Annotated in this window: 11 protein-coding genes; all 11 read right to left on the minus strand. The window is 61.4% G+C overall.

Going from position 1 to position 15,219, the window contains the following annotated elements; genetic code table 11:
* Window positions 1-7: 7 nt before the first annotated feature.
* The gene (gene murB, locus ACLBWT_RS02050) at window positions 8-919 is read right to left on the minus strand and encodes a UDP-N-acetylmuramate dehydrogenase (protein WP_447661423.1); all 912 of its coding nucleotides are present in this window, start codon (window positions 917-919) and stop codon (window positions 8-10) included.
* Window positions 920-1,127: 208 nt separating this feature from the next.
* Window positions 1,128-2,234, minus strand: a complete 1,107-nt coding sequence (gene murG / locus ACLBWT_RS02055; RefSeq protein WP_447661424.1) for an undecaprenyldiphospho-muramoylpentapeptide beta-N-acetylglucosaminyltransferase — start codon at window positions 2,232-2,234, stop codon at window positions 1,128-1,130.
* 5 nt (window positions 2,235-2,239) lie between these two features.
* Complete coding sequence (spoVE, locus tag ACLBWT_RS02060; protein ID WP_447661425.1) at window positions 2,240-3,337, minus strand: stage V sporulation protein E; 1,098 nt, start codon at window positions 3,335-3,337, stop codon at window positions 2,240-2,242.
* Between the two features lie 44 nt (window positions 3,338-3,381).
* Window positions 3,382-4,818: a UDP-N-acetylmuramoyl-L-alanine--D-glutamate ligase gene (gene murD, locus ACLBWT_RS02065; protein ID WP_447661426.1), complete on the minus strand. Its 1,437-nt coding sequence runs from the start codon at window positions 4,816-4,818 to the stop codon at window positions 3,382-3,384.
* Window positions 4,819-5,114: 296 nt separating this feature from the next.
* On the minus strand, window positions 5,115-6,086 hold the full coding sequence (gene mraY, locus ACLBWT_RS02070; protein ID WP_447661427.1) for a phospho-N-acetylmuramoyl-pentapeptide-transferase: 972 nt from the start codon (window positions 6,084-6,086) through the stop codon (window positions 5,115-5,117).
* 18 nt (window positions 6,087-6,104) lie between these two features.
* The gene (locus tag ACLBWT_RS02075) at window positions 6,105-7,589 is read right to left on the minus strand and encodes a UDP-N-acetylmuramoyl-tripeptide--D-alanyl-D-alanine ligase (protein ID WP_447661428.1); all 1,485 of its coding nucleotides are present in this window, start codon (window positions 7,587-7,589) and stop codon (window positions 6,105-6,107) included.
* The gene (locus tag ACLBWT_RS02080) at window positions 7,586-9,067 is read right to left on the minus strand and encodes a UDP-N-acetylmuramoyl-L-alanyl-D-glutamate--2,6-diaminopimelate ligase (RefSeq protein WP_447661429.1); all 1,482 of its coding nucleotides are present in this window, start codon (window positions 9,065-9,067) and stop codon (window positions 7,586-7,588) included. Before ACLBWT_RS02080 ends, ACLBWT_RS02075 begins: the two co-directional genes overlap by 4 nt.
* Before the next feature lie 181 nt (window positions 9,068-9,248).
* The gene (locus ACLBWT_RS02085) at window positions 9,249-11,204 is read right to left on the minus strand and encodes a stage V sporulation protein D (RefSeq protein WP_447661430.1); all 1,956 of its coding nucleotides are present in this window, start codon (window positions 11,202-11,204) and stop codon (window positions 9,249-9,251) included.
* Window positions 11,205-11,383: 179 nt separating this feature from the next.
* Window positions 11,384-13,699 carry a penicillin-binding transpeptidase domain-containing protein gene (locus tag ACLBWT_RS02090; protein ID WP_447661431.1) on the minus strand — a complete coding sequence of 772 codons (2,316 nt, stop codon included), beginning with the start codon at window positions 13,697-13,699 and terminating at the stop codon, window positions 11,384-11,386.
* Window positions 13,700-13,704: 5 nt separating this feature from the next.
* Window positions 13,705-14,088, minus strand: coding sequence for a cell division protein FtsL (locus tag ACLBWT_RS02095; RefSeq protein ID WP_447661432.1), 384 nt, complete (start codon window positions 14,086-14,088; stop codon window positions 13,705-13,707).
* A gap of 125 nt (window positions 14,089-14,213) precedes the next feature.
* Window positions 14,214-15,170: a 16S rRNA (cytosine(1402)-N(4))-methyltransferase RsmH gene (gene rsmH / locus ACLBWT_RS02100; protein ID WP_447661433.1), complete on the minus strand. Its 957-nt coding sequence runs from the start codon at window positions 15,168-15,170 to the stop codon at window positions 14,214-14,216.
* Window positions 15,171-15,219 lie beyond the last annotated feature (49 nt).

A 15,219-nucleotide genomic window follows, 5' to 3' on the forward strand; every position in this document is an offset into this window, starting at 1 on the left:
CTCCAAGTTACCGCTCACCCACCACCAATACTTCCGGCTTCAAGTCAATGCCGGTACGGTCCTTGACCGTGCCGCGAATATGGGCGATCAGGGTGAGGACGTCTTCAGCCGCAGCCTGGCCGGTGTTGACAATGAAATTGGCGTGCAAGGTCGACACCTGGGCTCCGCCTACCGAATAGCCTTTGAGCCCGGCTTCTTCGATCAGCTTCGCGGCATAAGTGCCCGGAGGATTGCGGAAGACGCTTCCGCAGCTCGGCTGATTCAGCGGCTGCGTGGCTCTGCGCCGATCTTTGTGAGCAGCCATCGCAGACGTGATCTCTCCGGCCTCTCCGCTCTCCAGCTCGAAGACGGCTTCCACGACGATGCCGCGGCTTGCTTCCTCCTGCAGTCTCGAATGGCGGTAGGAGAACTTCATCTCCTCCGGTCCCCACGTCACCAATTCCCCTGTCTCCAGCACGATGTCGGCTGATTTGAAAATACGCGACACATCGGATCCATGGGCTCCCGCATTCATATAGACGGCACCGCCTACCGTGCCTGGAATTCCCCCGGCGAATTCCAGTCCCGTCAGCCCTTTCCTGCCGGCTTTAACTGCAAGCGTGACGAACGGATACGCGGCTCCGGCACGCACGAGCGGGCCATCGAATTCCGCGAAGTCCAGCGCAGACCCCGGCTTGATGACGACGCCGCGGATTCCTTTGTCCGAGACGAGCATGTTGGAACCCTTTCCAAGCGTCATCCAGGGCACTTCGTGCCTGCGCAGAATGCGAATCGTTCTTGCCAGCTCTTCCTTGCCGCTCGGGACAACCAAGGCATCGGCGGGTCCGCCGATTCTCCACGTCGTCAGCGTCGAGAGCGGGACCTGCTGGCTGATCTCGCCCACATGGGCTTCTTCCAGCTCTTGCATCCAAGCTTTCATGGTGTTCCTCCTTCATTCGCGGTGTTCAAGGCGGGGCAAGGCTGTCAGGCTGCAGCCCGAAGCCCTCGCGGGCTTCGGTGAATGCCCGCATTCCCTATAGGAATGCGGTAACCGGCCGCCCTTAGGTGACGGACACGATTATGCTGATATTCTATGCCTTCCCGGGCTCTATGGTGACAGGAGCCCGCCCGCGCCCGCTTCTTGCCTCTTATTTCTTTGCCAGCCTTCGCAGTTCCGCAGTCAGGATCGAAGCGGAGCCCGGCATGCCGAGCTTCCGCGCCGCCTCCTTCATCCGCTGCAGTCCGGCGCTGTCCTGCAATATCGCTTCGATGCGGCTCCATAGGCCGTCACCGCTGAGTTCACGCTCAAGCACCAGCTCGGCCGCCCCCGCGTCTGCGAGACTGCGGGCGTTGGCTTCCTGATGGTTATTCGTCACATTTGGCGACGGAATTAAGATGGACGGCAATCCAAGCGCCGTCAGCTCGGCCAGCGACGATGCGCCGGCTCGCCCGACGACCAGCGTGGAAGCAGCCAGCACCTCGGGCATGTTATGGAGATAAGGCAGGACATGAAGATGATTGGTGATGCCTGGCGCCGCCTCCTTGATGGCCGCGGAGGTGCGTTCGTAATAGCTTTCTCCGGTGACAAAAACATAATGGACGGCTCTGGAGCGGGCCGCGGCCGGCGCCATGGCGACCATCGCGTCATTGATGGCCTGCGCCCCCCTGCTGCCGCCTACGACGAGCACGATGCGGCTCCCCTCGGCGATGCCGAGCGAAGCGTAGCCTTTGCTGCGGCTCGCCCTGACGACATGGGAAGCGCATGGGTTGCCGGCATAGACGGTGCGCTTCGCCTTGCCGAATGAAGCGGTCGAAGCTTCGAAGCTTACCGCCACGCAATCGGCGTAACGGGACAAAAACTTGTTGGTCAGCCCTGGAATGGCATTCTGCTCATGGACGAGCGTCGGAATGCCGAGCCTCGCGGCTGCATACATGACGGGCCCGCATACATAACCGCCGGTCCCTACGACCGCGTCGGGCTTGAAAGCCTTCAGCAGCTCCTTGGACTGGCTGACCCCCTTCATGAAGCGGATGACGGTCCTGACGTTCTCGACCGACAGCTTGCGCCTGAAGCCGGTGATTTCCACCGCTTCGAAGCGCACTCCCGCCTCCGGCACGATCCGGCTCTCAAGCCCGCGGCTCGTGCCGATATAGAGCAGCTCCGTCCGAGGCTCTTCCTGCTGCATCTGCTTGCCGATGGCCAGGGCGGGATAGATATGCCCCCCGGTTCCTCCGCCGGTCAGTACGATTCGCATGATGTTCACCTCGAGTAACGGGATATATTGAGCAAAATTCCTAGTGCGGTCAAAAGCAGAGTCAAAGAAGATCCGCCGTAGCTGACGAGCGGCAGCGTGATGCCTGTGACCGGCATGAGGCCGATGACGACGCCGATGTTGATCAGCACCTGCACGGCGACGATGCCGGTAATGCCTGCCGCCAGCAGGCTGCCGAACGTATCCGGGGCATAGATGGCTGCCCGCATCCCTCTCCAGACCAGGATCAGGAACAGGAAGATCATAGCGCCTCCCCCGATGAAGCCGAGCTCCTCCGCCAGGATCGAGAAAATGAAGTCGGTCTGCGGCTCAGGCAGGTAGCTGTACTTCTGCCGGCTCATGCCGAGGCCGAGGCCGACAAGCCCGCCCGGGGCGATCGCATACAGGGACTGGATGATCTGGTAGCCGGCGCCGAGCGGATCCTGCCAAGGATCCAGGAACGACGTGATCCGCTTGAGCCGGTAAGGCGCCGCCAGGATGAGGCCGACGAATCCCGCCGCCCCGATCATCGCCAGTCCGCCGAGATGCTTCAGCCGGGCTCCCGCGACGAACAGCACGAGCAGCGAAGCGCCCATCATGACGCTGCCCGTCCCGAGATCCGGCTGCAGCATGATCATGCCGAAGGCCGTTCCCATGAGAGCGAGCGGCGGCAGCAGTCCTTTGGCGAACAGCGTGATCCGCTGCTGGTTGTCGGACATCAGCTTGGCGAGGAACAGAATCATGCCGAGCTTCATGAACTCCGACGGTTGAATGCCGAAGGAGCTGATGCCGAGCCAGCTGCGGGCGCCGCCGCGAACGACGCCGACGCCGGGAATAAGCACTAGGACCAGCAGCCCGAAGCAGATCAGCAGGACCGGCTTCGCGTATTTTTTCCAGACATGATAGTCGGCGTTCATCGTGAAGATCAGGGCTCCGATGCCGAGAACGGCAAAGATCGCCTGGCGCTTGACGAAATAGTAGGGATCGCCGAATTCCTGGAACGCACGGACCGCGCTTGCGCTGTAGACCATGACGAGTCCAAGGGAAAGAATCAATGCTATCGCTCCGACTAGCCATACGTCCGGAGCCGACCGGACTTTGGGCATGACGCACCACCTCAGGCATGGGAAAGTAGGGACAAGCCCCCTACTTACAAGGTATGCGCCGATTCCTTAAACATGCGCCCGCGGTCTTCATAGGAAGGGAACATGTCCCAGCTCGCGCAAGCCGGCGAGAGCAGGACGGCGTCTCCCGGCGAAGCGAGCCGGGCTGCGGCTTCCGTCGCTTGGCGGATGGCGGATTCGGCGTCACCTTCAGCATCGACCACCGCCACATTCGCCATACCCGCCAGCTCCGCCACCCGCGCGAGCTTGCCGCGGGTCTCGCCGATCAGGACGAGCCCCTTGATCTTGCCGGATCCGAACAGCGGCAGCAGCTCCATGTAGTCGGAGCCGCGGTCGAGTCCGCCCGCGATCAGGATCAAGGGCTGCTGAAACGATCCGGTCGCCATGAGCGTTGCGACCGGATTCGTCGCTTTGGAGTCGTTGTAGTAGCGGACTCCCGCTGCTTCGAGCACGAACTCGAGACGATGCTCCACGCCCCCGAAGTCGCGGAGAGGAGCCGCCAGCAAGGCCGGCTCGACGCCGATCGCGATGCACGCGGCAACGGCGGCCAGCGCGTTCCCAGCGTTATGCCTTCCCGGAACGCCGAGCTCCCGGACGGCGAGTATGGCCTGCTCCGTCCCGTCCCCGCTGCGGTATACGATCATCCGCTCCGGCTCGCCGGCGTTGTCCGGCGCGCCGGCGGCTTCGTAAGGAGGCTCGATGCAGACGCCGCTCTCGAGCCTGCGATAGAGCGAGAACGGAATCAGGCGCGACTTCAGGCCGGCTTCGATCGCCGCGCAAGCCGGGTCGTCGGCATTCAGCACGGCTGTATCCTGCTCCGTCTGGTTCGCGAACAATTTCGCTTTGGAGGCGACGTAGTCGTCCATCGAGCCATGATAATCCAGATGCGTCTCCGCGATATTCAGCAGCAGGCCGACCTGCGGCCGGAAGCTGCTCGTGCCCTTCAGCTGGAAGCTGCTGAGCTCGGCGACGAGTACATTGCCTGCATCCGCTTCTTCCGCCGCCTCGCACAGAGGCCGGCCGATGTTGCCCGCGACGATCGGGCGCCTGCCGGCCGCCTCCAGCATGCGGCCGATCCAGGTCGTCGTCGTCGTTTTGCCGTTGCTGCCGGTAATGCCGATGATCGGCGCCGGCGACAGCAGGCCCGCCACCTCGACCTCGGTCACGACCTCGACGCCCAGCGCAAGCGCCGCGGCGACAGGCGGAGCGTTGTACGGAATGCCCGGATTCTTCACGAGCAGAGCCGTCTGAGCGTCGAGCAGATCGTCGGGATGATGCCCGCAGATGACTTCGATTCCGAGCGCGGCCAGCTCGGCGGCTTCGGGACTCTCTTCCGCAGGCTTACGGTCATTGACCGTTACATTCGCTCCGAGGCGGTGGAACAGCCTGGCGACCGCGGCTCCGCTGCGCGCCAAGCCGAGCACGACGACGCGGCGATCCCGGTATGTGGACGGGTGATTCATGCCAATCTCTCCTTTTATCGAGCCAAACGGCTATGCCGTCCGTTGCCGGACGGAGTCTTTTCGAATGGATGAAAACAATAGGCTGCAGTTCAACAATGTTCAGGGCGGCAGTCATGCGGCACAATGGGTCCGATGCGTTCGTGCGCCGCCGGCTCCCCGTCTCTTCCGAAGGAAAAGAAAACGCCAAGCGAACGGCCTCATCCTCATGGAGAGAGAAGGTTCCGAACGCCCGGCGGCACTTGTAGCTATGCTGCGTCCGGCATTCGCTTCCCGTTAAGGGCGGCAGCAGCGGTTCGTCAGCCTCCGGTGACCCGGTATAGAACGAGACCGGCAGCAGCCAGCACGAGTCCGGCCGTCCAGAATACCGTAACGACCTTCCATTCCGACCATCCCGACAGCTCGAAATGATGGTGGATCGGGCTCATGCGGAATATCCGCTTGCCGCCCCGGAGCTTGAACGAGCCGACCTGGAGAATGACCGAGATCATCTCGAGGACGAATACGCCGCCGATCAGAATGAGCAGAATCTCCGTCTTGGTCAGGATCGCGACTGCCGCGAGGCCTCCGCCGATCCCGAGCGAGCCGGTATCGCCCATGAACACCTTCGCCGGATGCGCGTTGAAAATAAGGAATCCAAGCGCGGCTCCGACAAGCGCGGCCGAAAATACGGCGCTCTCGTGCTCCGTCGCCTGCATCGCGATGATGGTGAACGCCCCTGCCGCGATCGCGCTCGTCCCGGCCAGCAGGCCGTCCACTCCGTCCGTGAAGTTGACCGCATTGGTCGTGGCAAAAAAGATGATGACGACAAACGGATAATAAAGCCATCCGAGATCCCAGCTGAAATCCGTGCCGGGAACGACAATCTCGGTGCTCTGTCCCATCCGGTGCAGCAGCACGCAGACGATGATGCTGAAGAGCAGCTGCCCGGCAAGCTTCTGCCTGGCGGTCAAGCCAAGCGAGCGCTTGAGCACGATCTTGATGTAATCATCCATGAATCCGACCAGGCCGAAGCCGAGAGCGCCGACGAGCAGCACCCAGAATTCCGTCGTTTTTTCCGAGAACTTCAGGAAAGCGACGAGAATGGCGAGCATGATGATGATGCCGCCCATCGTCGGCGTTCCCGATTTTTTGAGATGGCTCTGAGGCCCTTCCGTGCGCACCTGCTGTCCGAACTTAAGCCGCCTCAGCAGGGGGATGAACAGAGGTCCGAGTATAACTGCTAGAAGAAACGATACGCCAAGTGTCATCAGTATGACCAGCATGTCCATGCTTTCACCCCCTCAAGGTCAGCGCTGAAGCGCTTCTACGACCCTTTCCATATGCATCGTCCGGGATCCCTTCACCAGCACGAGATCGCGGGGATCAAGCTCGGCCGCAAGGGCGCCGATGAGGGAATCCTGGTCGTCGAAATGCCGCACCGCAGCCGCGGCCGACGAGCCGAAGGAAGCTGCCGCTCCTTCGGAAGTATTGATGGACAGGGCTCCGCAGGTGAGAACCGCGTCCGCCTTGTCCGGCGTAATGTAAGCGCCTGTCTCGCGATGCAGGGCTTCTTCGGCCGCGCCGAGCTCTCGCATGTCCGACAGCACGATCCATTTGCGGCGGTAGCCGGACAGCCCGGCTACGAGATCGACGGCCGCCCTGACGGCGGTCGGGTTGGCGTTGTAGGCGTCGTTGAGGATGAGCGCCCCGTTGGACGCCTTCATCGGCTGGATGCGCATGCCCGTCAGCTGCATCGACGCAAGGCCTGCGGCAGCCGCTTCAGGCGGGATGCCGCAAGCCGCCGCTGCGGCGATGGCCGCCAGCGCGTTATGGACATTGTGCACGCCGGGAACCGGAATCTCGACGCGCAGCGCATGGTACGACGGCGCGGCAGCCTTGCCGCCCGGCGAGTACGCCGCCGCGGCTCCGCTCTGCACCGAGAACGAAGTCGATACGGCGCCGACCTTGATGTCGGCCGCTCTCCAATCCGCCTTGGAAGAGGAGCCGAACGTCCGCACGACCGCATGTTCCGGCAAAGCCGTCTTCTTCAGCTGTTCCCGGATCAGAGGCTCATCCGCGCTGACGATCAGCAGTCCGCCCGGCTTCAGGCCCTCGGCGATCTCAAGCTTGGCTTCGGCGATCGCCTCTCTCGAGCCGAGCTGCAGCAAGTGGGCGTCGCCGATATTCGTAATGATCGCGATGTCCGGACGTGCTATTCCCGTCAGCAGGGCGATCTCGCGCAGTCCGCTCATGCCCATTTCCAGCACGGCCGCCTCCGTGTCTTCAGCGAGCGACAGCACGGTAAGAGGCAATCCGATGTGATTGTTCAGATTGCCGGCCGTTTTGTGCACCCGCAGCGTAGAGCCCAAGGCAGCGGCTACCATATCCTTGGTCGTCGTTTTGCCGTTGCTGCCGGTAATGCCGACAATGACCGTCTTGAGCTGGCTGCGGTAAGCTGCGGCTAGGCGCTGCAGCGCGGCCAGCGGATCGTCGACCAGCACGAGCGGCTTGCCGGCAAGCGCGGCCGGGATGTCCCTGCCCTCTTGCCAGAACGAAGCCAAAGCCCCGTTGGCGAGCGCAGCTTCGGCATAGTGATGTCCGTCGAAATTATCCCCGGTCAAAGGGACGAACAAGCGGCCTTCGCCTGCCTCGCGGGAATCCCTGTATACGCCCCGTATGGACAGGTCGCTCCATTCCCCCGGCGCGGCGGCCGTATTGCCGGCAGCTATGTAACCAGGCCCGAGCCTGCCCGAGCTCATGGCTGCGATTTCGCTAAGCATCCGAGTAATCATTTTCGTAGTCCCCTTATCGCATCTCGGGCGACCAGGCGATCGTCGAAGTCATGCGAGACGGTCCCGACGATCTGATACGTTTCATGGCCTTTGCCCGCAATCAATACTACATCTCCCGGGCTTGCCATTTCAACCGCTTTTTCGATAGCGGTCCGGCGGTCCGTCTGGAGCTCGTAGCGGTCTGGCGGGACGCTCGCCTTCTGCAGCCCGACCTCGATGTCGAGCAGGATCGTATCCGGGTTTTCAGTCCGCGGATTGTCGGAAGTGACGATGGTGTAGTCCGCATAGCGGGAAGCGATCTCTCCCATGATCGGACGTTTCGTCCGGTCGCGGTCTCCCCCGCAGCCGAATACGCAGATGATTTTGCGCCCGGCGAATTCCTTGACGGCCTTCAGCACGTTCTCCAGCCCGTCCGGCGTATGGGCGTAATCGACGACGACGGCGAAGTCCTGGCCTTCGTTGACCGACTCCACTCGGCCCGGAACGCCGGATACGCGCTCAAGGCTGGCCTTGATCTCCTCCAGGGGGATGCCTTCGATCAGGCCGGCCGCAAGGGCTGCCAGCGCGTTGTAGACGTTGAACTTGCCGACCATCTGCAGCGTGATGTCGGCGCTGCCCGCGAAAGTATCGACATGGAAGGATGTGCCTCCCGCCTCAATGGAGATGTCCGAAGCGCGCACATCGGCTTTCGATTCGACTCCGTAGGTGACGACTTCTGCGGAAGTGAGCGCGCGGAAGCGCTCCGCAGCCGGATCGTCGGCATTGAGCACGGCGTAGCTCTCCTCGCCGGAGCCGTATTCATTGCCCAGACGCGAGAACAGCAGGCCCTTGGCTTCACGGTACACGTCCATCGTGCCGTGATAGTCCAGATGGTCCTGCGTCAGGTTGGTGAATATGGCGGTGCGGTACCGGACTCCCTTCACCCTGCCTTGCTCGAGCGCATGGGAGGAAACCTCCATCACCGCATGCGTCGAGCCGGCCTCCAGCATGGCGGCCAGGTCGCGATGCAGGTTGAGCGCCTCCGGCGTCGTCCGGCTCATCGGGTAGGAACGGCCTCCGTAGCGCATTTCAATCGTGCCGATGACGCCGGGACGTTGGCCGCTGTCGGCGAGGATGCTTTCGATCAGGTAAGTGGTCGTCGTTTTGCCGTTGGTTCCCGTGACGCCGATGACCTTCAGCTTGCGGCTGGCATGTCCGTAGAAATAATCCGCTAGAACGGCCATGGCGAGCCGGCTGTCGTTCACGAGCAGCTGAGGCACGGCGAGATCGAGCCGCCTCTCCACGACAAGCGCGGCTGCTCCCTTCTCTACCGCCTGAGCGGCGAAGTCATGTCCGTCCTGGGTATGTCCGGGCAGACAGAGGAACAGGCTGCCGGGCTTGACCTCCCTGGAATCATGCTCGATTCCCGAGATCGGGACGCTGCCGTCTCCGATGAGCCGTGATGTGATGAGTTGCGATGCCAGTTGTTCCAAACGCATAGTCTTTCTCCTCTCTATTTGCTTCATAACGGTTGTCCACTTGAACCTTCGGAGCGGGCTGATCGTGACGGCCGCTGCTGAACCCCGGATTCCCTTGCGCCTTCGTTTCGTTACGGGGAATCCGGGCTTCAAAGCCGAGCGCCCGCGCTTCTGCACGACCATTCGCATCGTCTGACGGGACTCAATGATCGGCGTGAGGATCCGCGTCGCTGGGAAGGTCGGCGTCGCTGCCGAGATAGATCCGGATCGTAGAGCCCTTGTCGACGCGGGCGCCGGCCGCCGGAGCCTGCCGGATGACCGTATTGCCGCTGCCGGCCGAGCTCAGGTTGAAGTTCATGTTCATGTCCTCGTAGATGTCGGAGACGGTTTTGCCGACGATGTTCGGGACCGTCACGATCGTAGTCTCGCCGTATTTGTACTTTTTGCCGATCTGGGCGGAGCTTTTGGGAACACCCATATATTGAAGGGAGTCTTCCAGAATGTTCCTCACGATCGGCGCGGCTACGACGCCGCCGAACTGGATGCCCTGCGGATTGTCGACCGCAACGTACACGACGATCTTCGGATTGTCGGCCGGAGCGACGCCTATGAACGAGACGATATGCTCATTGGGAGAATAGCGGCCGTTGATGACCTTCTGGGCCGTGCCCGTCTTGCCGCCGACGCGATAGCCGTCGATGAAGGCGTTGCCGCCCGTGCCGAGCGCCACGACGCTCTCCAGCGCTTCGCGGACCTGCGCGCTCGTCTTCTCGGAGATGACTTTGCGCACCGGCTGAGGCTGGATTTCCTGCACGACCTTGCCGGTCTCCGGATTGGTCCATGCCTTGGCCAGATGAGGCTCATACAGCGTGCCGCCGTTCACGGCAGCGGACACCGCAGCGATCTGCTGGATCGGCGTCACCGATACTCCTTGGCCGAATGCGGTCGTCGCGAGCTCTACAGGCCCGACCCGGCTCAGCTTGAACAGGATGCCGTTCTCCTCGCCTCCGAGATCGATGCCCGTCTTCTCGCCGAAGCCGAAGTCCTTAATATACTTGAACAGCGTCTCTTTGCCAAGCCGATTGCCGAGCGCCACGAAGCCCGGGTTGCATGAATTCTGCACCACTTCAAGGAAAGTCTGGCTTCCATGTCCCCCTTTTTTCCAGCAGCGCAGCCTGGCGCCGCCGATCTCCACCGCTCCCGGATCGAAGAAATGCTCGTTCTTGAGATTGACCTTGCCTTCCTCCAGAGCGGCGGACAGGGTGATGATCTTGAATGTCGATCCAGGCTCGTAGGTCATCCATATCGGCAGGATCCGATTATACACTTCGGCCGGATACGCATTGTAATTGCCCGGCTCGAAGGTCGGGCGGCTCGCCATTCCGAGCACTTCTCCGGTATTGGGATCCATCGCGATGGCGATGGCGTCGTTGGCCTTGTACTTGGTCATGGCCTGGTCGAGCTCCCGCTCCATGATCGTCTGGATCTGCTTGTCGATCGTCAGCTCCAGATTCAGCCCGTCCGTCGGCGCCTGGTAGCGGTCCGACGAGCCCGGCATCATCTCTCCTTTGGCGTCTGACAGATAGGAGATGCTGCCCTTGACTCCCTTGAGCTTGTCGTCGTATTTCTTCTCGATGCCGGTAAGCCCGCCGTCGACCCCCGTGATGCCGAGCACGCTCGCCGCAAGCTCGCCGAACGGATAATAGCGCTTGTTGTCCTCGGCGACGACGATGCCCGGCAAGCCGAGCTTCTTGATCTCCAGCGCCTTGTCCAGGGAAATCTTGCGGCCCTCGGGCTTGATGATGACGCTCATGGCCTTCTTCTTGAGCAAGCCGAGCAGCTTCGTCTCCGAGATGCCGAGGACGGGGGCGAGCGTTTTTGCCGTGCCTTCCTTGTCCTTGACCTGCACCGGAATAGCGACAATCGTCGGCGAGCTGACGTTGTAGGCCAGCTTCGTGCCGTTGCGGTCCGTAATATCCCCGCGGTTGGGGGCGAATGCGACTTCGCGCCTCCAGTTGTCCTCCGCCTTGGCCGACAGCTCTCCGCCGCGGACCAGCTGGACATAGCCGAGCCGGACGATAAGCGCGACAAAACCGACCAGAACGATGACAAGTGCTAGAAAGAGGCGGCGCCTCAAGGTGACATTGGAAACTTTCATCCGCACGTTCCCCTCTCGTCCGTTAACATGGGACAGGTACAGTCTGTCCGTACAAGTTAACGTATTCGGGAAAGCAGCGACGTATGCCAAGCCCTTTGCGGCCGGCTTCCGCCAGCCTCGGGAACCAGCCGCCAGCCGGACACGCAAGCAGCGTCAGCGATGCCGGCCCGTCAGTCCGCTCAACCGCCGCCGGCTGGAGGAGAGCTTCCTTCGCTACCGCTGGAGTCATCCGGCTTGCCGCCGGTTGCATCCGCTCCGCCGCCCTGCTTCGCATCGCCAGAGGAGCTTCCGCCAGCCGCGGCTGAACCCGCAGCGGAGGTATCTGTTGCCTCTTCGCCCGCCGGAGGCTTCAGGATCAGCTTGACGACAGGCTCCCCGTTCAGCTTGGCCTCCATCTGGGAGATGACGAAGCCTTCGCCTTCCGTCACGCATTTGCGGCCGACGGAGCTGCACAGCTGCAGCGCCTCGCGCAGCGACGAGCCTGCCAGGGAAGGCAGCTGCAGCTTGTTCTCCTCCTCCGTCACCAGATAGACGCTCTGGCTGTCCGAGACGATCGTCCCGGCGGCGGGCATCTGCTTCAGCACGCTGGCGCCTTTGCCGACGGCCTTCGAAGCCAATCCTCTCGCCTTCAGCTCCTGCTGCGCTTTTGCAAGCGTCAGCCCTGTAAGATCCGGCACCGTCAGCGGCTGCTTCTTGTCCTGAGACGGCGGCACGCTCGCGTCAGGCTTGACGCCCAAATAGCGAAGGCTCTGCGTGACGATCTTCTTGAATACCGGAGCGGCGATCTTGCCGCCGCCGGGGTCCGGGACGCTGGGCGAATCCACGATGACGTACACGACGAAGCGCGGATTGCTCACCGGAGCATATCCGATGAACGAAACGACGTATTTGTCCTTGGAATAGGTCCCGTTGACGATTTTCTGGGCGGTGCCGGTCTTGCCGGCTACCCTGTAGCCGGGAATGGCGGCATTGCGGCCGGTGCCGATCTTGCTGTCGGACACGACCTGCTCCAGGAAGCCGCTCGTAAGCTTCGAGGTTTCCGCCGTGACGACCTGGCGGACCTGCTCCTTCTGCGTTTCCGTCTTCTTGTCCGCGGCCGGATCGTCGATTTCCTTGACGATATGCGGCTTCAGCAGCTTGCCGCCGTTGGCGACGGCGGCGACGGCCGCCACCTGCTGGATCGGCGTCACCGATACCGGACCTTGCCCGAAGGAAGCGCGGGCGACGTCGGACATGCCCTGGATGTTGAGGCTGCCGCGCACCTCCTGCTTGATCTCAATGCCGGTTTTGGTGCCGAAGCCGAAGTTGCTGATATAATCCGTCAGCTTCACCTTGCCGAGCCGTTCCATTCCGAGATGGACGAAAGCGACGTTGCTCGAGCGCTTCAGCCCTTCCAGATAGGTGATCGGCCCCCATCCCGAGCGCTTGATGTCGTACACATCCTGACCCGGCACCGAGATCCGGCCGGACATATACTCCTCGTTCGGATTGAACATCTTCTCCTGTACGGCTCCGGCCAGCGTCACGATCTTGAACGTCGAGCCCGGCTCGTAGGTTCCGCCGACAGCGAGATTGTTGAAATTGATCGGGTTCGACGACGAATACGAATTGGGATCGAAGGTCGGCAGATTCGCCATCCCCAGAACCTCCATCGAATTCGGATCGGCCACTATCGCCGTGATGCTCTGCGGCTTGTACAGGTCATAGGCTTCCTGGATCGCGTCCTGGACATAATGCTGAATCTCGTTGTCGATCGTCAGCTTGATGTTCTTGCCGTTCACGGCAGGTACGAGCTTGGCCGTCCCGTTGTCCACCTGAACCCGGTTGCCGTCCTTCTCGTACACGATCTTGCCGTCGGTTCCCTTGAGGACGTCGTTGAAATCCGCCTCGAGGCCGATGACCGGATCGCCCTGCTTGTTGACGAAGCCGAGCAGATGCGCCGCAAGCGTATTGTTCGGGTAGAGCCGCTTGGAGCCTTTGATCAGCGTAATGCCCATGTCGCTGCCGCTGATCTTCTTGCCCCGCTTTTCTTCCAGGTCCTTCTTGATCTGCACGCTGAGGTTGGCCACCTCGTCGGACTTCTTCTTCTCGATGTTGAGCCCTTCCGGCCTCAGCTCGCGGTACTGGGAATATTCCCCTTTGGCATTGCGGAAGCTCACCTGCTTGACAATGTCGGCCTTGGGCTTGCCCAGTATTTTCGAGAGCCCGTCCGCCACCTGATCCTCGATGCCCAGCTCCTGAATGACCTTGGGATTGACGACGACGGTATAGGCGGGAATGTTCATCGCCAGAAGGTTGCCGTTGCGGTCCATGATCGTCCCGCGTTCAGCCGGAATCGTATCGGATGCCGCCCAGATCTTCTTCGCCTCGCCGAGCCAGAAGTCGGCCTTGACGACCTGAACCCAGAAGATGCGGGTAAATAAAACAAGAAAAAGGAGGGTGATAAGCCCTCCGACGAACAGCGTGCGCAGTTTGATTCGCTTGACGGTATCCATGGCTGCTACCTTCCCGTCGTAGCGGAGGCTGCTTCCTCAGTGCCGGCTTGCTCCGGCTCGATCATGCCCTGCGCGATCGCCATGGCGCGGATCCGGTCCGGATCGTTCAGCTTGGCAAGCTCCGCTTGCAGCACTTTCATATCCACGACCGACTCCGCATAAGTGGCGTCCATCGTCTTGATCTGAAGCTGCATGCGGTAGTCCTGCGAATAACGGAAAATGATTAGGACGACAAGGCCGACGATAACAGCTACCGAGAACAGGTAGCGAAGCATTTCAGCCGGAGGAATCATCCTCCTGACCTTCACGACTGTTTTTGTCTCTTTTACCGGCTGCTGTTCCGGCTTTCGTTTGGGCTGCAGCGCCAGGTTGCCGCTCGTGTAAGCCAAAGCTGATTCCCCTCCTGCAAGTTGATTCAATTTCATTGCGTCATGGTGAAAATGAAACCACCTGGAATTTTATGTGCGAAATTCCAGAGATCCGGGAGCGGCTTGCCGGAAGCAGCATCTCCGGCTTACAGCTTCTCTGCGACTCTGAGCTTCGCCGACCGGGATCTAGGGTTCGCCTCAAGCTCTTCCTCGCCCGGCAGGACCGGCTTGCGGGTAATGAGCTTGAGCGTGCCGGTGCCTCCGCATACGCATTTCGGAAAATCCGGCGGACAAGTGCATTTCTCCAGATAACCGGCGAAAAGCTGCTTGCAGATCCGGTCTTCGAGCGAGTGGAACGTGATGACGGATACACGTCCCTTGGGAGCAAGGCAGGCAACGGCCTGTTCGAGCGCTTCCTCCTCCGCTCCGAGCTCGTCGTTGACGGCGATCCGGAGCGCCTGGAACGTACGCTTGGCCGGATGGCCTCCCGTGCGCCGGGCCGCTGCAGGTATGCCCGACTTGATGAGCTCGACCAGCTCCCCCGTCGTTTTGATCTCCTCGGACTGCCGCTGCTTGATGATCGCGCGGGCGATCTGCCTGGAGAATTTCTCTTCCCCATAGCGGTAGAAAATCCGCGCCAGCTCGCTTTCTTCCCAGTGGTTCAGGATTTCATGCGCCGTGAGCTCTGCCTCGCGGTCCATTCTCATGTCCAGAGGAGCATCATGATTGTAGCTGAAGCCGCGCTCGGCCTCGTCGAGCTGCGGGCTGGATACGCCAAGATCGAACAGGATCCCGTCTACTTGCGGCACGCCTTTCTCGTTCTTCGGGATATCCGCAAGCATGGTCAGCTGTTCCTGCAAATAACGGAAATTGCTCCGGACAAGCGTCACTCGGTCCATGTAAGGAGCCAGCCTGATCTTCGCGTTGTCATGAGCCCAGTCGTCCTGGTCGAAGGCGATCAGCCTGCCTTTGCCGGAGAGCCGGGAAGCGATCAGTTCGCTATGCCCCGCGCCCCCGAGCGTGCAGTCGACGTAAATGCCGTCAGGACGGATATTCAGGCCCTCTACGGCCTCTTCCTTGAGTACGGTAATGTGATGAAACAAAGGGGTGTCCTCCTGATGATTCTTGATGACTGACTAGGATGCACAACGA

It is taken from the genome of Paenibacillus sp. D51F (assembly GCF_053345695.1).

Bases quoted from the DNA above. Each gene is read 5' to 3' on its own strand.
- spoVE (WP_447661425.1), bottom strand. From the start codon at position 3,337: ATGCCCAAAGTCCGGTCGGCTCCGGACGTATGGCTAGTCGGAGCGATA.
- murB (WP_447661423.1), bottom strand. From the start codon at position 919: ATGAAAGCTTGGATGCAAGAGCTGGAAGAAGCCCATGTGGGCGAGATC.
- ACLBWT_RS02080 (WP_447661429.1), bottom strand. From the start codon at position 9,067: ATGCGTTTGGAACAACTGGCATCGCAACTCATCACATCACGGCTCATC.
- murG (WP_447661424.1), bottom strand. From the start codon at position 2,234: ATGCGAATCGTACTGACCGGCGGAGGAACCGGGGGGCATATCTATCCC.
- murD (WP_447661426.1), bottom strand. From the start codon at position 4,818: ATGAATCACCCGTCCACATACCGGGATCGCCGCGTCGTCGTGCTCGGC.
- ACLBWT_RS02090 (WP_447661431.1), bottom strand. From the start codon at position 13,699: ATGGATACCGTCAAGCGAATCAAACTGCGCACGCTGTTCGTCGGAGGG.
- mraY (WP_447661427.1), bottom strand. From the start codon at position 6,086: ATGGACATGCTGGTCATACTGATGACACTTGGCGTATCGTTTCTTCTA.
- ACLBWT_RS02075 (WP_447661428.1), bottom strand. From the start codon at position 7,589: ATGATTACTCGGATGCTTAGCGAAATCGCAGCCATGAGCTCGGGCAGG.
- ACLBWT_RS02085 (WP_447661430.1), bottom strand. From the start codon at position 11,204: ATGAAAGTTTCCAATGTCACCTTGAGGCGCCGCCTCTTTCTAGCACTT.